This window comes from Pseudonocardia sp. NPDC049154 (assembly GCF_040648315.1).
In the GTDB taxonomy this organism is placed as follows: Bacteria; Actinomycetota; Actinomycetes; order Mycobacteriales; family Pseudonocardiaceae; genus Pseudonocardia.
Window position 1 is genome coordinate 1 of sequence record NZ_JBEZDN010000020.1, and the last position, 17,650, is coordinate 17,650.

The 17,650-nt window shown below is 73.9% G+C and carries 22 protein-coding genes, 1 tRNA gene and 1 pseudogene; 12 read left to right on the forward strand and 12 right to left on the reverse strand.

Annotation, left to right across the window (positions count from 1 at the left end; all coding sequences use genetic code 11):
• The 4 genes from AB0B41_RS13125 to AB0B41_RS13140 form a co-directional block, all read left to right on the forward strand.
• A partial coding sequence (locus AB0B41_RS13125; RefSeq protein WP_358202378.1) for a KH domain-containing protein occupies window positions 1–309 on the forward strand: 309 nt, incomplete at its 5' end.
• Window positions 310–366: 57 nt separating this feature from the next.
• Window positions 367–591 carry a SelB C-terminal domain-containing protein gene (locus AB0B41_RS13130; protein ID WP_358202381.1) on the forward strand — a complete coding sequence of 75 codons (225 nt, stop codon included), beginning with the start codon at window positions 367–369 and terminating at the stop codon, window positions 589–591.
• 108 nt (window positions 592–699) lie between these two features.
• Entirely contained in the window at window positions 700–1,095 is a 396-nt protein-coding gene (locus tag AB0B41_RS13135) for an STAS domain-containing protein (protein ID WP_051737928.1), read from the forward strand.
• Between the two features lie 277 nt (window positions 1,096–1,372).
• On the forward strand, window positions 1,373–1,678 hold the full coding sequence (locus tag AB0B41_RS13140) for a WhiB family transcriptional regulator (RefSeq protein ID WP_037050093.1): 306 nt from the start codon (window positions 1,373–1,375) through the stop codon (window positions 1,676–1,678).
• Window positions 1,679–2,016: 338 nt separating this feature from the next.
• Here the strand turns inward: AB0B41_RS13140 and AB0B41_RS13145 are convergent, their stop codons facing one another.
• Both AB0B41_RS13145 and AB0B41_RS13150 read right to left on the reverse strand, forming a co-directional pair.
• Window positions 2,017–2,706 carry a hypothetical protein gene (locus tag AB0B41_RS13145; protein WP_358202383.1) on the reverse strand — a complete coding sequence of 230 codons (690 nt, stop codon included), beginning with the start codon at window positions 2,704–2,706 and terminating at the stop codon, window positions 2,017–2,019.
• Between the two features lie 232 nt (window positions 2,707–2,938).
• A complete protein-coding gene (locus tag AB0B41_RS13150) occupies window positions 2,939–5,179 on the reverse strand; it encodes a SpoIIE family protein phosphatase (protein WP_358202386.1) in 2,241 nt (746 codons plus the stop codon).
• A gap of 142 nt (window positions 5,180–5,321) precedes the next feature.
• Between AB0B41_RS13150 and AB0B41_RS13155 the strand changes: the two genes are divergently transcribed.
• From AB0B41_RS13155 to AB0B41_RS13170, 4 genes are all read left to right on the forward strand, one after another.
• Window positions 5,322–5,735, forward strand: coding sequence for an STAS domain-containing protein (locus AB0B41_RS13155; protein WP_358202388.1), 414 nt, complete (start codon window positions 5,322–5,324; stop codon window positions 5,733–5,735).
• A 108-nt stretch (window positions 5,736–5,843) separates the two neighbouring features.
• Complete coding sequence (locus AB0B41_RS13160) at window positions 5,844–6,263, forward strand: ATP-binding protein (RefSeq protein ID WP_358202391.1); 420 nt, start codon at window positions 5,844–5,846, stop codon at window positions 6,261–6,263.
• A complete protein-coding gene (locus AB0B41_RS13165) occupies window positions 6,260–7,039 on the forward strand; it encodes a SigB/SigF/SigG family RNA polymerase sigma factor (protein ID WP_037050089.1) in 780 nt (259 codons plus the stop codon). Before AB0B41_RS13160 ends, AB0B41_RS13165 begins: the two co-directional genes overlap by 4 nt.
• Window positions 7,040–7,148: 109 nt before the next feature.
• The gene (locus tag AB0B41_RS13170; protein ID WP_358202393.1) at window positions 7,149–8,366 is read left to right on the forward strand and encodes an FAD-dependent oxidoreductase; all 1,218 of its coding nucleotides are present in this window, start codon (window positions 7,149–7,151) and stop codon (window positions 8,364–8,366) included.
• A 37-nt stretch (window positions 8,367–8,403) separates the two neighbouring features.
• Here AB0B41_RS13170 and AB0B41_RS13175 read toward each other — a convergent pair whose 3' ends face one another.
• Window positions 8,404–8,625 (reverse strand): DUF3618 domain-containing protein, encoded by a 222-nt coding sequence (locus tag AB0B41_RS13175; protein WP_037050206.1) that lies wholly within the window; start codon window positions 8,623–8,625, stop codon window positions 8,404–8,406.
• 133 nt (window positions 8,626–8,758) lie between these two features.
• Here AB0B41_RS13175 and bcp point away from each other — a divergent pair, with 133 nt between their 5' ends.
• Together bcp and AB0B41_RS13185 are read left to right on the forward strand one after the other, a co-directional pair.
• On the forward strand, window positions 8,759–9,226 hold the full coding sequence (gene bcp, locus AB0B41_RS13180; RefSeq protein ID WP_358202396.1) for a thioredoxin-dependent thiol peroxidase: 468 nt from the start codon (window positions 8,759–8,761) through the stop codon (window positions 9,224–9,226).
• A 210-nt stretch (window positions 9,227–9,436) separates the two neighbouring features.
• Window positions 9,437–9,510 (forward strand) — tRNA-Leu (locus tag AB0B41_RS13185).
• A 45-nt stretch (window positions 9,511–9,555) separates the two neighbouring features.
• On the opposite strand, the gene AB0B41_RS13190 is transcribed toward AB0B41_RS13185, so the two are convergent.
• On the reverse strand, window positions 9,556–10,233 hold the full coding sequence (locus AB0B41_RS13190; protein WP_358202398.1) for a TVP38/TMEM64 family protein: 678 nt from the start codon (window positions 10,231–10,233) through the stop codon (window positions 9,556–9,558).
• 122 nt (window positions 10,234–10,355) lie between these two features.
• Between AB0B41_RS13190 and pcaC the strand changes: the two genes are divergently transcribed.
• Window positions 10,356–10,754 (forward strand): 4-carboxymuconolactone decarboxylase, encoded by a 399-nt coding sequence (gene pcaC / locus AB0B41_RS13195; protein ID WP_358202400.1) that lies wholly within the window; start codon window positions 10,356–10,358, stop codon window positions 10,752–10,754.
• Window positions 10,755–10,811: 57 nt separating this feature from the next.
• Here the strand turns inward: pcaC and rdgB are convergent, their stop codons facing one another.
• From rdgB to AB0B41_RS13230, 7 genes are read right to left on the reverse strand one after another with little or no spacing between them, the layout of a single operon-like run.
• The gene (gene rdgB / locus AB0B41_RS13200; RefSeq protein ID WP_358202402.1) at window positions 10,812–11,402 is read right to left on the reverse strand and encodes an RdgB/HAM1 family non-canonical purine NTP pyrophosphatase; all 591 of its coding nucleotides are present in this window, start codon (window positions 11,400–11,402) and stop codon (window positions 10,812–10,814) included.
• Window positions 11,399–12,121, reverse strand: coding sequence for a ribonuclease PH (gene rph / locus AB0B41_RS13205; protein ID WP_358202405.1), 723 nt, complete (start codon window positions 12,119–12,121; stop codon window positions 11,399–11,401). The genes rdgB and rph overlap by 4 nt, the downstream gene beginning before the upstream one ends.
• Window positions 12,122–12,170: 49 nt before the next feature.
• The gene (locus AB0B41_RS13210) at window positions 12,171–12,944 is read right to left on the reverse strand and encodes an MBL fold metallo-hydrolase (RefSeq protein ID WP_358202407.1); all 774 of its coding nucleotides are present in this window, start codon (window positions 12,942–12,944) and stop codon (window positions 12,171–12,173) included.
• Between the two features lie 9 nt (window positions 12,945–12,953).
• Window positions 12,954–13,373, reverse strand: a complete 420-nt coding sequence (locus tag AB0B41_RS13215) for a hypothetical protein (protein WP_358202410.1) — start codon at window positions 13,371–13,373, stop codon at window positions 12,954–12,956.
• Window positions 13,366–13,731, reverse strand: a complete 366-nt coding sequence (locus AB0B41_RS13220; protein ID WP_358202412.1) for a hypothetical protein — start codon at window positions 13,729–13,731, stop codon at window positions 13,366–13,368. Before AB0B41_RS13220 ends, AB0B41_RS13215 begins: the two co-directional genes overlap by 8 nt.
• Before the next feature lie 9 nt (window positions 13,732–13,740).
• Window positions 13,741–14,583: a glutamate racemase gene (gene murI / locus AB0B41_RS13225; protein WP_358202414.1), complete on the reverse strand. Its 843-nt coding sequence runs from the start codon at window positions 14,581–14,583 to the stop codon at window positions 13,741–13,743.
• Window positions 14,584–14,633: 50 nt separating this feature from the next.
• Window positions 14,634–15,269, reverse strand: a complete 636-nt coding sequence (locus tag AB0B41_RS13230; RefSeq protein ID WP_358202416.1) for a rhomboid family intramembrane serine protease — start codon at window positions 15,267–15,269, stop codon at window positions 14,634–14,636.
• Window positions 15,270–15,343: 74 nt separating this feature from the next.
• Between AB0B41_RS13230 and AB0B41_RS13235 the strand changes: the two are divergent.
• Window positions 15,344–16,681 (forward strand): annotated as a pseudogene (locus AB0B41_RS13235) (DHA2 family efflux MFS transporter permease subunit); the annotation flags it as partial.
• A gap of 6 nt (window positions 16,682–16,687) precedes the next feature.
• Here the strand turns inward: AB0B41_RS13235 and AB0B41_RS13240 are convergent.
• Entirely contained in the window at window positions 16,688–17,638 is a 951-nt protein-coding gene (locus AB0B41_RS13240) for a cysteine synthase (RefSeq protein WP_358202419.1), read from the reverse strand.
• Window positions 17,639–17,650 lie beyond the last annotated feature (12 nt).

The following is a 17,650-nucleotide window of genomic DNA, read 5'->3' on the forward strand; positions in this document are numbered from 1 at the left end:
GCCGAGCTGATCCGTGAGGCCGCGCTGGAGGGCGTGCGGGACGAGCTGCCGCACTCCATCGCCGTGGTGGTCGAGGAGATGATCCCCGAGGGTCAGGTCATGAAGATCTACGCCGACCTGTACGTGGAGCGGCCCAGCCAGAAGGCCATCGTGCTCGGCCACAAGGCGAGCCGGCTCAAGGAGGTCGGCACGACCGCCCGCCGGCAGATCGAGGAGCTGCTCGGCACCCGGGTCTATCTGGACCTGCACGTCCGGGTGGCGAAGGACTGGCAGCGGGATCCGAAGCAGCTGCGCAAGCTGGGCTTCTGACGCCGGGGCGACCGGCTCGCGCAGCTCGGACTCGGTACGAAGGAGCTCGCGGCGCTCGTGCGGGCGGGCGAGCTGGTCGAGCTCGCACGCGGCGTGGTACTGCTGCCGGACGCCCCGGACCGGGCGGTCGAGGTGCTGCGGACCATCGGCCCGGTGTTCACGCTCAGCGAGGCGCGGCAGGCGCTCGGGACCAGTCGCCGCGTCGCCGTCCCGCTGCTCGAGCTGCTGGGCCGGACCGGGCACACCCGGCGGCCCGACGACAGCCACCACGAGCTGCGCTGAGCGCCCTCACCGCCGCTCGGGGACCGTTCGCCGCGCCGGCGGAGGCGCGGGCCACAGGGGTCGCGCTCCGAGTGGCAGTGAGGTCCGGCAGCCCTTACCGTTCCGCCAATGCAGCACACGCACGACGCCTCCGGCGCCGCGGTCCGCCGCGGCGAGTCGGACGACCAGATCACCGTCTCCACGCGGCCCGCGGGCGACGGGCAGGTCGTCGTCGAGGTCGGCGGCGAGGTCGACATGCTGACCTCCCCGCAGCTGCGCTCGGTCGTGCTCGGTCAGCTGTCCGACGGCGCCCAGCTCGTCGTGCTGGCGCTCGACGGCGTCACGTTCCTCGGCACCAGCGGTCTCGCGGTGCTGATCGAGGTGCGGGAGGCCGCGCACCAGGCCGGGGTGGAGCTCCGGCTCGCGTGCACCGGTCGCCGCGTGCTGCGCCCGCTCTCGATCGCGGGGCTGGTCCCGATGTTCGACATCCACGACACCGTCGAGCAGGCCCTCGAGGCCACCTGATCCACTCGGGCTCCGCTGTGACGAGAGTCACAATCATGGTGTGTCGGCGTGCGGGCCGGCGCCGATCGCGGGATCCTCTGCGGCCGCTCTGAGCTGCGGCGACACCCGCGGGGTCGGCTCCGGCCGGTCTCCGCCGCGGTCGTCCGTGCCCGGACGACTTCGCTCTCTCCACTGTGTTCCGGCTCATCCGGCGTTTGGCCGAGCAGACCCTGGGGAACGCCGCGGCAGATCGCCCGGCACGTGGTCGGGCCCTCCGACGAGAGCGAAGGTGAGCCGAGTGAGCGACGTGTCCCGCCTCCCTGGGCCCATGGACCACGCCTGGCAGTGGCAGCGCCTGGGCGCGTGCCGCGGCATGGACAGCGCGGTCTTCTTCCACCCGGACGGCGAGCGGAACCCTTCGCGCGCCCGCCGGACGGCCCAGGCGAAGGCGGTGTGTCAGCGCTGTCCCGTGATGGACATGTGCCGGGAGTTCGCGCTCGAGACGCGCGAGCCGTTCGGTGTGTGGGGCGGCCTGGGAGAGTCCGAGCGCCGCGTGCTGCTCGAGCGTCGCGACCAGCAGAAGCGCCTGGTGTCCGCGAGCTGAGCGGCGGCCGAGGCGTCCCTCCCGCGGCGTCGGGGGCCGCGGGAGGACCGACACGGCGAAGGGGCGGTCCCGGGATCATCCGGGACCGCCCCTTCGGCGTGTCGAAGGGTGCCCGGGGGCCTCAGGCGTCGTAGCCCGATCGCCTCGTAGCCCGACCGCCTCGAACACCGAGGCGATGACGTCGCGGTCGCCGACCCAGCCGCTGGCGGCCTCCGGGAAGCGGGTGTCGTCGTTCCTTGCCCTGTCTCGCGCCGGCCGGTCCCGCCGGCGCTCGCTTCGGGAACGGGGTACCTCGGACGACCTTCGGCCAACCCCTTGACGACGTGATTCAGGCCATGCTAAGCGTCGCCGACCACGCTGAGCTCGAGACATCGGTAGCGCAGCAGCGGCAGCCCGTAGACCCGCACCACCCGCTGGACGGCGGCCACGATCGTCGTCCGCTCCGGGTCCGCCGGCGAGGGCAGCGGGGCCACGCAGTACACGCCCGGCTCGGGGTCGAAGCCGACGAGCTCGGAGAGGGCGGCGACCAGGTCGTCCTCGGCGGTGGTGCCGATCCGGCCGGGCAGCCCGAGCCGGTGGACGTGCACGTCCTGCAGCCCGAGCGCCTCGACGGCGGTGGCGACCCCGTCGTCGTCCTCGTCCTCGTCGTCGAAGTCGTCGTCCTCGTAGTCGTCGAGGTCGTCGAGGTCGTCGAGATCGAGGTCGTCGGCGTACCGGACCGCGTCGGGGCCGTCGAACCGGACGTCGGTGCGGTCGAGGGGGACGGGCAGGCTCGCGGCGCCGTCGAGCTGCGCGGGGACCGCCACCAAGCCCGGCGCCGGGACCGCCGACACGGCGGGCGCGTCCGTCCGCGCGAGGAGCAGGTCGACTCGGCCGGCGTCGGCGACCACGCGCGCGAGATCCGACTCCGGCCGCAGAAGCTCCATCGGGCTCACCGCGACGGCCACCAGCCGCCGTCGCGCAGGTGGCACCCGGGACGGCCCGCCGCGGCGCTGCGCGGGCGTGCCGATGCCCTCGATGTCCGGCACCGCCACCATTCTTCGTTCGCCCCCTGCCCGATCGGCGCCGTTGCCGACCGTCTCGCTTCCGGCCTGTCGACCGGTGTCAACGGCATCGTTTCCTGTCCGCGTCCCGCTTTGCCGCCCTGCACGCCGAACGGACGGCACGGGTCCGTGAGCGGGCGCCAGCGGCAGGCAGTCGGTTACTCCGATCGGGTGCAGCGGTCGTCAACACGGGATGAGCGGGAAGGGCCGGCCGACCTCAGCGCTCCAGCCGCACCGCGAGCACGGCGATGTCGTCCCGGACGTGGTGCGGCTCGCAGGCCGCCAGCACCTGGTCGACGACCGCCTCGGCCGGCGAGTCCGCGGGGATCTCCCGCAGGGTGCGTTCGAGCAGGTCGGCGCGCTCGTCGGCGTCCTCGCCCGCGATGTCGGTGAGGCCGTCCGTGTACAGCAGCAGCAGGGCGCCCGCGGGCACCGTCAGCGTGGCCTCCGTCCGACCCTCCTCGCCGACCCGGCCGAGCGTCGGAACGACCCCGATCATCGGTGAGAGGTGCTCGTCGAGCCGGCGCAGCTCGCCCTCGGGGGTGAGCAGCAGCGGGGCGGGGTGCCCGGCGTTGGCGTAGCGCAGCACCCGGTCGCCCGAGGCGTCCGGGGGCTCGAGCCGCGCGTACACCGCGGTGGCCATCGAGGCCATCTCCAGCCCCTGCACCAGCTGGTCGCAGCGGTCGAGCACCGAGCCCGGGCGGCCGCCGTCCCACGCGTAGGAGCGCAGCACACCGCGCAGCTGCCCCATCGCCGCGGCGGCGGACAGGTCGTGCCCGACGACGTCGCCCACCGCGATGCCGACCGCGCCGTCGGGCAGCGGCAGCACGTCGTACCAGTCGCCGCCGACCTGGTTGCCGTCCGTGCCGACCCGGTACCGCGCGGCCAGCTGCAGGCCACCCACCTCGGGGACGGCCGGCAGCAGGCTGTGCTGCAGGGTCGCGGCGGCGGCGTGCTCGCGCTCGTAGAGCCGCGCGTTGTCGACGGTCAGCCCCACCCGCCCGGCGAGGTCGGTGGCCAGGTGCAGGTCCTTCTGGCCGTAGCGGCGACCGTACGGGTGCTGGGTGACCAGCGTGAGTGCACCGAGGACCCGGCCCCGGGCACGCAGCGGCACCACGATCGCCGACCGCATCCGCAGGCGGTCGTAGAGCTCGGCGGCGTCCGGGTCGTCGTAGCGGTCGGCGCCGTGCTCGGGCAGGTCCGACAGCAGCACCGGCTCGCTCGTCGCCAGCACGTGCCCGGTGGTGCCGCCTCGGCCGCCGCGGTGGTCCCGCAGGTCGCCCATCCGCGCGATCCGGTCCTCGTCGGCGCGGTCGCGGGCGGCCACCGCGACCCGGCGCGGGAGCCCGGAGCCCGGGCGGTCCAGCAGGTCCACCGCACAGACGTCCGCGAGCTGCGGCACGACCAGGCGGGCCAGGCCGTGGCACGCGTCCTCGACGCCCAGCGCCTCGGTCATCTGCGTGCTCGCCTCGGCGAGCAGCCGCAGCTGGCTGCGAGCCTCCTCGGCGTCGGCCAGGGCCGCCCGGCGCTCCTGCTCGACGAGCACCCGCTCGGTGACGTCGTTCTGCACGCCGACGAAGTTGACGAGGTCGCCCGCGCCGTCGACCACCGGCGAGATCGACACCTGGTTCCAGAAGGCCGTGCCGTCCTTGCGGTAGTTCAGCAGCACCTCGGTGATCGGCTCCTGCGCGCGCAGCGCCGCGCGGATCCGCTCGATCGACGCCGGGTCGGTGTTGCGGCCCTGCAGGAAACGGCAGTTGTGGCCGACCGCGTCCTCCACCGCGTAGCCGGTGAGCCGCGTGAACGACGGGTTCACCCAGATCAGCGGGTCGTCCGCGCGCCGCGGATCGGTGATGGTGAAGGACATGTCGGTGGCGACGACCGCGCGGTCGCGCAGCACCTCCAGCCGCCGGCGGTCGCCGTGCTCGCTGCCGGAGAGCTGCAGGAACACCACCAGCGCCCGGGACCTCAGCTCCTCGGGGACCGGCAGCCGCTGCCCCGCCTCGCCCAGCCCGCCCGGCCCCAGGACGAAGCCCGTGACCCACAGCAGCCGGCCCTCGGAGGCCTCGCGCTGCTCCTCCGTGGCGGTCGAGCCGCGCCGGGCGGCGTCGTGCACCGCGACCGGCTCGCCGGCGACCGGGATGCCGGCCGCGACCAGCGAGAGCGGCGAGCTCGTCTCGCTCATCCGCTTGCCGCCGAGGTCGGTGAGACCGGCCGCGTCGCCCCACGCGTCGATGTCGACCGGCAGTGAGACGCGGTGGCCGGTCAGCTCCACGGCCGCCGCGTTGGCGTAGACGACCCGCCGCTCGTCCAGGTCGATCATGAGGACGGCCGCGGGCGCGTCGTAGAGCACCTGCGGCAGCTGACCGGCGCCGCCGGGCAGGCCACCCTCCGCGACCCCCTGCGCCACCTCCTGGGCCAGGTCCTCGGCCGGCCCACGCCGGTCGGTCGTCTCCACGCGAAGAGCGTAATGGCGTCCCCGCCCACCCGCGCCCCGGCCGCCTGCGCCCGATGGGTAGGGTTCGCCGGGATCGGTTGAGCCCGCAGCCGTCTCGCGTCCCCGCTTGTCCGCGATCCGCGCGGGCACGCCGTCGCCGGAGGTGAGTGCACTGTCGTCCCCCGCCTCGCGTGGCCCGTCCCGTCCCGGTGGCCTCGACACCAGCCTCACCCGACCCGCGCCGGGCGTGCACGTCCTCGTGGTCGACGGGGAGGTGGACACGCTCACCGCGCCGGCCCTCGGCGAGGCGCTCGGCGCACTGCTCGAGCAGGAGCCGACGGACGCGGTGGCCGCGGTCGACCTCGACGGCGTCGGGTTCCTGGCGTCGAGCGGGCTGGCGGTGCTCATCCGGGCCGCGCACCGGGCGGAGGCGCAGGGCCGCGCGCTGCACCTGCTCGGCGGCTCGCGGGCGGTCACGCGGCCGCTCGAGGTCACCGGTTCCGACCGGCTGTTCACGCTGCTCCCGGGTCTGGACGAGCTCCTCGGCCGGGTCGACGGCGACCGCCCCACCGGTTGAGTACGCCGACCGGATTGATAAGAACGCACCCCGGGTAGCACGATGGGGATCGAGGGCCCGAGCGGGTCCGTGACGAAGGGAAGACGTCGCGTGTCCGAAGTGGATCCCGTGGGTGCCGGAGACGGCCCGGGGACGGTGGAGACGCCGGGATCCGTGGTGGAGGTGCGCACCAGCGCCTCGGCCTCGCTGATCCCGACCATCCGCGCCGTGGCCTCGGACCTCGCCGCCCGCGCGGACTTCGACCTGGACGCCATCTCGGACCTGCGGATGGCCGTCGACGAAGCGTGCGCGACCCTGGTCGACGTCGCCGTGCCGGGGTCCTCGCTCCGGTGCACCTTCGACGTGCGCGAGGAGCTCATCCGCGTCCACGCCGAGGTCGACACCGGCGACGCGGCCACCCCCGTGTCCACGGACACCTTCGGCTGGCGGGTCCTGCAGACCCTGGCCGACGAGGTGGAGCTCGAGGCGAACGGCAGCGGCACCGTGGGCATCCGCCTGCACAAGCGCGCCGACGCAGCCCCCCGGTGAGTGCGGCCGACTCCGAGTACGGTCACCTGACCCCGCTCCTGGCGGAGTACGCCGGGCTCGACGAGGACGACCCCCGCCGCGAGGCGCTGCGCGACCGGCTGGTGACCGGCTTCCTGCCGATCGCGCAGCACATCGCCCGCCGCTTCGCCCACCGCGGCGAGCCGCTCGACGACCTGGTCCAGGTCGCGACGGTCGGGCTCATCAACGCCGTGGACCGGTACTCGCCGGAGAAGGGCACGGACTTCTTCTCCTTCGCCGTGCCCACCATCAGCGGCGAGGTCCGCCGGCACTTCCGCGACCAGGGCTGGTCGATGCGGGTGCCCCGGCGGCTCAAGGACATGCACGTGTCCATCAACGCCGCGGTGTCGGACCTGTCCCAGCGGCTCGGCCGGGCACCCCGGCCGTCGGAGATCGCCGAGCAGCTCGGCGTGCCGGTCGCCGAGGTCCTCGAGGGCCTGGAGGCCTCCGAGGCCTACCGCAGCTCGTCGCTCGACGAGATGCTCTCCTCCGAGCAGGGCAGCGCCACCGTCGGCGAGCTGGTCGGCGCCGCGGACGCGGAGCTGGACCGCGTCGACCACCGGCAGGCCCTGCGGCCCGTGCTCGGGGAGCTGGCCGAGCGCGAGCGCACCATCGTCATGCTGCGGTTCTTCGGCAACATGACCCAGACCCAGATCGCCGAGCAGGTCGGCATCTCGCAGATGCACGTCTCGCGGCTGCTAGCCCAGACCCTCGACCGGCTCCGGTCCCGGCTCGACCCGGACACGCGCACCGGCTGATCACCCGGCGGTGTGGGTCGCGCAACAGACCGCGCGGGCCCCGAGACAGCGGCCGGGCGCGTCGGCCAGGATGGCCGCGTCGCAGTCGCCGGGCACAGGAGCGTGGACGTTGAGCGGTGGGCCGGAGCACGTACTGGTCGTCGGGGCGGGCCTCGGCGGCATCCGGACCGTGGAGCAGCTGCGCCAGGCCGGCTACGAGGGCCGGATCAGCCTCGTCGGCGCGGAGGCACACCCGCCGTACGACCGCCCGCCGCTGTCCAAGCAGCTCCTCGCCGGCGACTGGGAGGCCGAGCGGCTGGCGCTGAAGGAGGAGGCCGCGCTCGAGGACCTCGGCGTCCGCATGTACCTGGGGCTGCGTGCCGTCGCGCTGCGGCCCGGCGAGGTCGAGCTGAGCGACGGTGCGGTGCTCACCGCCGACGCGATCGTGCTCGCCCCCGGCGTCGAGGCACGCCGGCTGCCCGGTCAGCCCGAGGGCGTCCACACCCTGCGGACCCTCGACGACGCCCTGACCCTGCGCGACGAGCTCGACAAGGCGTCGACCCTGCTCGTGGTCGGCGCCGGGTTCATCGGCGCCGAGGTCGCCAGCACCGCGATCGGCAAGGGCGTGCAGGTCACGATGGTCGAGGCCGCACCGGTCCCGCTGGTGCGCGGCCTGGGCGCCGAGGTCGGCGCGCTCGCCGCGCGACTGATCCGCGAGGGCGGTGTGGACCTGCGGACGGGCGTCGCGCTGACCGGCTTCGTCGAGCCGTCCGGTTCCGGCGTGGCGGTCGAGCTGGCCGACGGGTCGCGGATCGGGGCGGACGTCGCGCTCGTCGGGATCGGCGGGCGGCCGGACCTCGGCTGGCTGGCCGACACCGGGCTCGACCTGGCCGACGGCATCCCCTGCGACGCGCAGGGCCGCGTCCTCGGGCTGGCGGGCGTGTGGGCGGTGGGCGACGCCGCCGCCTGGGACTACCCGGCGCACGGCGGCCGGCACCGGCACGAGCACTGGACGTCGACGGCCGACCAGGCCACGATCGTCGCCCGGGCGATCACCGGCACCGAGGCCCCGCCCGCCACGGTCCCCTACTTCTGGTCGGACCAGTTCGGGCTCAAGATCCAGCTGATCGGGCGACCCGACCTCGCCGACGGGATCGTGCCGCTGCACGGCGAGGGGCTCTCCGGCGGAGCGGTGAAGGGCACCGTCGTCGGGTACCTGCGGGGCGACCGGCTGGTCGCGGTGGCCGGCTTCGGCGCGGCCCGCTACATCGCGCGCTACCGCGCGCTGCTGCTCGACGGGGCCGACCGGGCGCAGGCGGTGGAGTTCGCGGCGTCGCTCCGGCGCTGAGGGCGGGGGCCGGCAGGGCCCCCACGCCGTCAGCCGATCAGGAGAACAGCTTCTTGAGCACGGCCAGGGCGAGGACCGCCCCGACGCCGATCAGCGCGTAGCGGATCTTCGGGTCCTCGAGCTTGATCGCGATCTGCTGCTTGCCCGAGTCGACGAAGCGCTTCGGGTTCGCGCGGTCGGTCAGCGCGTCCAGGCTGTCGGCGAGCGCGTCCCGCGTCTTCTCGATCTCGCTCTGGATGCTCTCGGGGTCGCGGGCCACGACACACTCCTCGGTGCTCGTCCGGTTGTGACTCGGGATGACTCTCGATCTGACTCGGCCACACCGTAGACGAGCGGTCGTGCGCAGGCCCGGCGGGCGTCCCGGTGTCGGGGGGAACTGACAGGATCGGGGCATGACGACACGCCTCGCGCCGGGCGACCCCGCCCCGGACTTCACGCTGCCCGACGCCGACGACAAGCCGGTCTCGCTGTCCGACCTGCGTGGCCGCAAGGTCATCGTGTACTTCTACCCGGCCGCGTCCACGCCCGGCTGCACCAAGGAGGCGTGCGACTTCCGGGACAACCTCGCCGAGCTCAACGACGCCGGCGTCGACGTCCTGGGCATCTCCCCGGACAAGCCGGCCAAGCTCGCGAAGTTCCGGGACAAGGAGGGCCTGACCTTCCCGCTGCTGTCCGACCCGGACCGGAAGGTCCTCGGGGAGTGGGGCGCCTTCGGCGAGAAGACGATGTACGGCAAGACGGTCACCGGGGTGATCCGCTCCACCTTCCTCGTCGACGAGGAGGGGAAGATCGAGGCCGCGCTGTACAACGTCCGCGCCACCGGCCACGTCGCCAAGCTCCGCCGGGACCTCAAGATCTGAGCGGTGACCCGCTGCTCACCGGTCCTGCGCACCCTTCAGGCCATGGTCCGCGACTCGGCAGCGGAACATCGCAGAGCGATCGTTCCGCTGCCGGGATGCGGATCCTCGCTCGGTGAGGACCGAGGAGTGACGGTCGGTGTGCGCTCCGTATCCTGTGCCCAACTGTCACGCCATCACGGAGACGTGGGGCGGACGAAAGAACAAGAAGACGCCGGCGTAGCCCAACTGGCAGAGGCGCATGACCTAGGATCATGACAGTGCGGGTTCGAATCCCGCCGCCGGCACCCCATCTGACCAGCGACGACGTAGCGAAGTCCAGGGGCAGAGGCTCAGCGCGCCCCCTGCCGCTCCTCGCCCGGAACGTCCTCCGGAAGGGGCTTGCGCGCCGCCACGACGATCCCCGCGAGCCCGATCAGCCCGCACACCACCGACACCGCGACGAGCGCCGGTGAGGGCCGGCCACTGACGGCGTCGCCCAGCACCACGATCGCGACGGTCCCGGGGATGATCCCCACGACGGTCCCGAGCAGGTACGGCACGAACCGCACCCTCGACAGCCCGCACACGTAGTTGAGCGCGGCGAAGGGCACCAGCGGCACGAGCCGCATCGAGGTCACGGCGAGCGTGCCGTGGTGGTCGAGGCGCCGGCGCACCCAGGTCACCGCCGATCCCCGCACGTACCGCTCGACGAGCGCCCCGCCCGTCGCGCGCACCAGCAGGTAGGCGAGCACGCCGGCCAGCGTGGTCGCGGCCAGGGTGACCATCAACCCGACCACGGAGCCGAACAGCACGCCCGCCGCCAGCGTGAACACCGTCCGCGGCACGGGCGCCACGCACAGCCCCGCCTGCAGGCCCAGGAACAGCAGCGGCGCCCACGGGCCCGCCTCCGCGGTCAGGCGCCGCAGGTCCGAGACGCCCGGCACCCCGTAGACCCGCGCCACCACCAGCACCACCGCGACCAGTGCCACCACGCCGAGCCCTGCCAGCACGGGCCGCCACCACTTCACTCCCGCGACGGTACCGACCGCGCCGCCCCGCCCGTCGTCACACCCGGACGGCCGCCGCGAGCCGCTTCCGATCACCGGAACCCGCCCGGCCCGCCCACCCCCGCCGGGCTACCGTGCGGCCCGTGAGCACCGAGAAGCGCGAGCTGGACCTCGATCCCGCGGGCCTCGCCGTCCGCCGCGAGGTCCTGGGCGCCACGCACGTCGACGCCTCGCTGGAGCGGGCCGACGACGTCACCGGCGAGTTCCAGGAGATGATCACCCGGTACGCCTGGGGCGGGATCTGGACCCGGCCCGGCCTGGACCGGAGGATGCGCAGCGCGATCACGCTGACCGCACTCGTCGCGCACGGGCACCTCGACGAGCTGGAGCTGCACCTGCGTGCCGCCCGCCGCAACGGCCTCACCCGCGAGGAGATCGTCGAGGTGCTGCTGCAGAGCGCGATCTACTGCGGCGTCCCCGCCGCCAACAGCGCCTTCGCCCGCGCCAAGAAGGTCCTTGCCGAGGACGCTCCCACCGACTGAGCCGGACGAACGGCGCTCTCGTTCACCAGATATGAGCGAGAGCGCCGTTCGTCACCCTCAGGAGAGCGCTTCGAGGTGCGGGAGGAGGGCGCGGAAGGCCCGGCCCCGGTGGCTGGCCGCGTCCTTCTCCGCCGGGCTGAGCTCGGCGGAGGTCCGCTCCTCCCCCTCCGGCACGAAGATCGGGTCGTAGCCGAAGCCGTTGGTCCCGCGCGGCGCCCGGACGAGCCGCCCGCGCCACTCCCCGTGCACGACCTCTTCGGGACCGTCCGGCACCACCAGCGCCGCAGCGCAGACGAAGGCGGCGCCGCGGCGCTCGTCGGGGACGTCGGCCAGCTGACCGAGGAGCAGGTTCAGGTTGGCGAGGTCGTCGCCGTGCCGGCCCACCCAGCGCGCGGAGAGGACGCCCGGCATGCCGTTGAGCGCGTCGACGGCGAGCCCGGAGTCGTCGGCGACGGACGGCAGCCCGGTCGCGACGGCGGCGTCGCGTGCCTTGGCCAGGGCGTTCTCGGCGAAGGTCGCGCCGGTCTCCGGCGCCTCGGGGAACTCGGGGACGTCGGCCAGCCCGAGCACCTCGACGCCCGAGCCCTCCGCCAGCCGACGCAGTTCGACGAGCTTCCCGGCGTTGCGCGTGGCGAGCAGGATCTTCACGACTCGAGCGCCTCGGTCTGGATGCGGGTGAGCTGCACGATGCCCGCCAGCGCGGAGTCGAGCATGGCGTCGAGCGTGCTGCGGGTGAAGGTCGCGCCCTCGCCCGTGCCCTGGACCTCGATCAGCGTGCCGGTGTCCGTCGCCACGACGTTGGTGTCGACCTCCGCGCGCGAGTCCTCCTCGTAGGGCAGGTCCAGCCGCACCCGCCCGTCGACGACGCCGACGCTCACCGCGGCCACCTGGCACGAGATCGGCTTGGGGTCGGCCAGCTTGTTGCGCTCGCCCAGCCAGGTCACGGCGTCCACCAGGGCCACGTACGCACCGGTGATGGCCGCGGTGCGGGTGCCCCCGTCGGCCTGCAGGACGTCGCAGTCGAGCGCGATGGTGTTCTCGCCCAGCGCCTTGAGGTCGATGCAGGCGCGCAGGGACCGCCCGATCAGCCGGCTGATCTCGTGCGTGCGGCCGCCGATCCGCCCCTTCACGGACTCGCGGTCCGACCGGGTGTTGGTGGCCGACGGCAGCATCGCGTACTCCGCCGTGAGCCAGCCCAGCCCCGACCCCTTGCGCCAGCGCGGCACACCCTCGGTCACGCTGGCCGCGCACAACACCTTGGTGTCCCCGAACTCGACGAGCACGGAGCCCGCCGGGTGCTTCTGGAAACCGCGGGTGATGCGCACCGGGCGCAGCTCGTCGTCGCTCCTGCCGTCTGCTCGCGTCACCCCGACATCCTAGGAACCCGCGTCGTCCCGGCGTCCCGGGAAGGGGGGCTCAGACCTCGTACTCGCCGTCCGGGCGGACCAGCTCCACCGGCCCGTCGAACGACGCCTTGGCCTCCGCCAGCATCGCGTCCGGATCCGTCCAGACCGGCACGTGCGTGAGCAGCAGCCGCCCGACGCCCGCAGCCGCGGCGTGCTCGCCCGCCTGCCGGCCGGACAGGTGGACGCCCACCGGCATGTCGTCCGTGTGCGGCCAGGACGCCTCGCAGAGCAGGACGTCCGCACCCCGCGCCAGGTCGACGAGCCCGCGGCAGGGCCCGGTGTCGCCGCTGTAGACGAGGCTGCGACCGCCGTGCTCCACGCGCAGCGCGTACGCCTCGCAGAGGTGGTCGACCGCCGCCGCACGCAGCACGGCGCCGCCCACGGTGGCCTCGCAGCCGTCGCCGAGGGCCCCGAAGGCGAAGACGTCCTCGAGGTCGGTCCCGGCCCGCTCGGCCGCCGACGGGGCGTAGGCCGCGCCGAGCCGCTCCGGCGCCTCGACCGGCGCGAACACCGGCAGCCGGTTGCGCGTGGGGTCGAAGGGCGGGGCCGGGTGGTAGCGCCGCCACACGGCGAGGGCCGAGAAGTCCGCGCAGTGGTCCGGGTGCAGGTGGCTGAAGGCCACGGCGTCGAGCGCCCAGGGGTCGAGGACGCGCTGCAGCGCGCCGAACGTGCCGTTGCCGAGGTCGAGGGCCAGCCGGGTGCCCCCCGCTTCCACGAGGTAACCGGACGCCGGCGACCCCGGCCCCGGTCCGCTGCCGGAACAGCCGAGCACGACGACCTTCATGTGGGGAGGCTAACCCTTGGCCGAGGTGCGTCGCAGCCACCACAGCCCGACGAACGGCAGCACCAGCGGGATGAATCCGTAGCCGCGCCCGTAGACCGACCAGACCGTGTCGTCGGGGAAGTCGCCGGTGTCGAACACGGTCAGCGTGCCGACCACCAGCACCCCGACCAGCTCGAACACGACCGCGCCCCAGGCGAGCCTCCGGTACCCCGGGCCCCGCCCGGCCAGGCCGATCGTGGCCAGGATGTAGACGACGCCGGCGAGCCCCGAGAGCAGGTAGGCCACCGGCGCCTCGGAGAACTTCGCCGCGATCTGGACGCCGGCCCGGGCCGTCGCGGACAGGGCGAAGATCGCGTAGACGGCGATGAGGACCCGGCCGGGCCCGCTCGACGTGGCGCGCGGCTGCCGCGCGCCCTCGGGCTCAGGCATTGCCGGCGACCCACAGGTCGTGCAGCCGCCAGACGGCCACCCCGGTCCCGATCGCGCCGACGGCGATCACCGTGCCGCCCCAGCGGGTCGGCTCGGCCGTCGCGAACTGCAGCGCGATGGGCATGACACACACGCTGACCAGCAGGTAGATGAGGAAGGTCGACTGCTCGGGCAGCTGCACGCCGGTGAACACGCGGACCGCGGCGATCACCGCCTGGACGACCAGGATCGCCTCGAACACGCCGACCGCGATCCGGTGCGTGCGGTCCGGCGGGCGGTTGCGGACGGTGGTGAACAGGCCGTACAGCGCGACGGCCGCCGCGACCACGTAGGCCACGACCTCCAGGACGCCGATCACGCTCCGACGCTACCGGAGCGCCTCCGCGGCCTCCGCCGCCACCTGCTGGACCCGGCCGATCTCCGGGCCGAGGAAGCGCCGGCCGAGCCGCCGGAAGGGCTCCGGGTCGCCGGTCGCGAGGAACTCGTGCGGGGCGGGCGGCGGGTCCGTCTCCGCGTCCCGCGCGAGGTCCGACGCCATGAGGGTGCGCACGACGTCCTTGGCCGTCTCGTCCGCACTCGACACCAGCGTGACGTCCGGACCCAGCACGATCTGCAGGACGCCGGTGAGCAGCGGGTAGTGCGTGCACCCGAGCACCACGGTGTCGACGCGGGCCTGCTGCAGCGGCTCCAGGTAGCTCTGCGCGAGCCCGAGGACCTGCCGCCCGCTCGTCATCCCCCGCTCGACGAAGTCGACGAACCGCGGGCAGGCGACGGCGGTGACCTCGACGTCCCGGGCCGCGGCGAAGGCGTCCGTGTAGGCGCCGGAGGCGATGGTGGCCTTCGTGCCGATGACGCCGATCCGGCCGTTGCGGGTCGCCGCGACCGCGCGCCGGACGGCCGGCAGGACGACCTCGACGACGGGCACGGGGTAGCGCTCGCGGGCGTCGGCCAGGCAGGCCGCGGAGGCGGTGTTGCAGGCGATGACCAGCAGCTTCACGCCGCGGTCGACCAGGTCGTCGCCGATGGCGAGCGCGTGCCGGCGGATGTCGGCGATGCGCAGCGGGCCGTACGGGCCGTGGGCGGTGTCGCCCACGTAGACGATCCGCTCGGCGGGGAGCTGGTCGATGACCGCGCGGGCGACGGTGAGGCCGCCGACGCCGGAGTCGAAGATGCCGATGGGGGCGTCGAGTGGGTCGGGGCGATCGGTCACGGGTGTCCTGCGGTGGTCGAGGGCGGGGGGCGGGGGTGCGGCGCCGACCGTCAGACCGGCGCCGGCGTGCGGTCGGCCCGCGCGACGATCCACGCGGCCAGGATCCCGAACAGCGCCCCGAACAGGTGCGCCTGCCACGAGATCCCGGGGTTGCCGGGGAGCACGCCGAACAGCATCCCACCCTCGAGGAACAGCAGGACGACGGCCAGCGCGATCTGCCGCCCCGACCGCGCGAAGAAGCCCCTGGCCAGCAGGAACAGCAGCCAGCCGAAGATGACGCCGGACATGCCGATCGTCGACGCCATGCTCGGCCCGACGAGCCACACGGCCGCCCCGCTGCCGAGCCAGATCAGCGCCGTGACGCCGACCCACTGCCGGATCCCGCCCGCCATGGCGAGCCACCCGAAGACCAGGAACGGCAGGGTGTTGGCCCACAGGTGCGGCCACCCGCCGTGCAGCAGCGGCGCCCAGAGGATGCCCCACGCCCCGTCGGCGTGGCGGGAGATGATCCCCTCGTTGTCGAGGTACTGCCCCGACATCTGGTCGTAGAACTCCACGGCGTAGAGCACCGCTGTGAACAGGAGCATGACCACGGCCGCCCGGAGCGGGTGCGGCGGGACGATGCGCGCGATGCCGCGCGACGACCGCGCGACGGGGAGGGAGCTCGGTACCTGCGGCGCAGCCATGTGGCCGAGAGTACGCGGGATCACCGTCACCCTGCCGTGAACGGGAAACGGACGAGAAGTGTCGGACGGCCCAGGCCGACCTGCAGATCTCGGACGCGGACCGGCAGTGGGTGGTCACCGCCTACACGCTGGCGTTCGGCGGCCTGCTGCTGCTCGGCGGGCGGATCGCGGACTTCTGGGGACGCCGGCGCACGTTCCTCGTCGGGGCGCTCGGGTTCGCACTGGCCTCGGCGCTGGGCGGGCTCGCGCAGAACGCGCTCATGCTCTTCGCCGCGCGCGGTCTGCAGGGCGTCTTCGGCGCGCTGCTGGCGCCGGCCGGGCTCGCGCTGCTCACGGTGCTGTTCAGCGACCCGGGCGAGCGGGCGAAGGCGTTCAGCGTGTTCGGCGCGATCGCGGGCGGCGGGTCCGCGGTCGGGCTCGTCCTGGGCGGGGTGCTCACCGAGTACGCGGACTGGCGCTGGTGCCTGCTGGTCAACGTGCCGATCTCGGTCGTCGCGGTGCTGCTGGCATGGGCGTTCGTGCCGGAGAGCCGGGCGGACGGCGACACCCGGTACGACGTGCCGGGCGCCGTCTCGGTCACCGTCGGGCTCGTCGCGCTGGTCTACGGCTTCACGAGGGCGAGCGAGGACGGGTGGTCCTCGCCATGGGCGCTGGGCAGCTTCGGGGTCGCGCTCGTGCTGCTGGTGGCGTTCGTCGTGATCGAGCACCGGTCGTCGCACCCGCTGGTCCCGCTCGGGCTGCTGGTGCAACGGGACCGCGGCGGCGCCTACCTCTTCTCGACGCTGGTCGGTGCCGGGCTGCTCGGCGCCTTCCTGTTCCTCACGTTCTACTTCCAGGTGGTGCTCGGGTACACGCCGCTGGAGGCGGGCCTCGCGTCGCTGCCGGTCACCGCCGGCGTGGTGGTCGCGGCCGGCATCGCGAGCCAGCTCATGCCGCGGTTCGGGCCGAAGCCGCTGATGGTCACGGGTGGGCTGGTCGCCGCGGCGGGGATGGTGCTGCTCACCCGCATCACCCCGGACAGCGCCTTCGTGTCGCTGCTCCTGCCCGCCCAGCTGGTGCTCGGCCTGGGGCTCGGGCTGTCGTTCGTGCCGCTGGCGAATCTCGCGCTCGTCGGGGTCGGCAACCAGGACGCGGGCGCCGCCAGTGCGGTGCTGAACGCCACGCAGCAGGTCGGCGCCTCGCTCGGCACCGCGCTGCTGAACACCATCGCCACCACGGCGGCGGCCACCTACGTCCGGGACAACCCGATCACCGACCCCACGCAGGTGCTCGACGCGGCGGTGCACAGCTACACGGTCGCGTTCGCCTGGGCGGCCGCGTTCCTGGCCGTCGGGTTGTCGCTGATCCTGGTGCTGGTGAGGGCGACCCGGCGGGACGTCGCCGCGGCGACGCCCGCCGTCCACCTGGGGTGAGGCGGCTCAGGCCCAGAGGTGGCCCTCGATGCCTTCCGCGGCGTCGTCGAGCTCGCCCGAGTAGGCGCCGGTGGAGAGGTACTTCCAGCCGCCGTCGCAGACCACGATCACGATGTCGGCACTCTCGCCGGACCCGGCGGCCTTCTCGGCGACCGCGAGCGCGGCGTGCAGGATCCCGCCGGTCGAGATGCCGGCGAAGATGCCCTCCTTCTCCACCAGCTCGCGGGTGCGGCGCAGGGCGTCGTAGCTGCCGACCGAGTACCGGCCCGTGAGGACCGAGGGGTCGTACAGCTCGGGGACGAAGCCCTCGTCGAGGTTCCGCAGGCCGTAGACCAGCTCGCCGTAGCGCGGCTCGGCGGCGATGATCTGCACGTCGGGCTTCTGCTCACGCAGGTAGCGGCCGGTGCCGACCAGGGTGCCGGTGGTGCCCAGCCCCGCCACGAAGTGCGTGATCGTGGGCAGGTCACGGAGGATCTCCGGGCCGGTGGTCCGGTAGTGCGCGTCGGCGTTCGCCGGGTTCCCGTACTGGTAGAGCATGATCCAGTCCGGGTGCTCGGCGGCGAGCTCCTTGGCCATCGCGACGGCCTGGTTGGAGCCGCCCGCGGCCGGCGAGGAGATGATCTCCGCGCCGTACATGGTGAGCAGCTGCCGCCGCTCCTCCGACGTGTTCTCCGGCATCACGCAGACGAGCCGGTAGCCCTTGAGCTTCGCGGCCATCGCCAGCGAGATGCCCGTGTTCCCCGAGGTCGGCTCGAGAATGGTGCAGCCGGGCGTGAGGAGGCCGTCCGCCTCGGCCTTCTCGATCATGGCCAGCGCGGGCCGGTCCTTGATCGAGCCGGTGGGGTTGCGGTCCTCGAGCTTCGCCCAGAGCCGGACGTTCTCCGCGGGCGACAGCGACGGCAGACCGACCAGGGGGGTGTCCCCCACGGCCTGCAGCAGGGAGTCGTAGCGCGCCATCGCTCCTCCAAG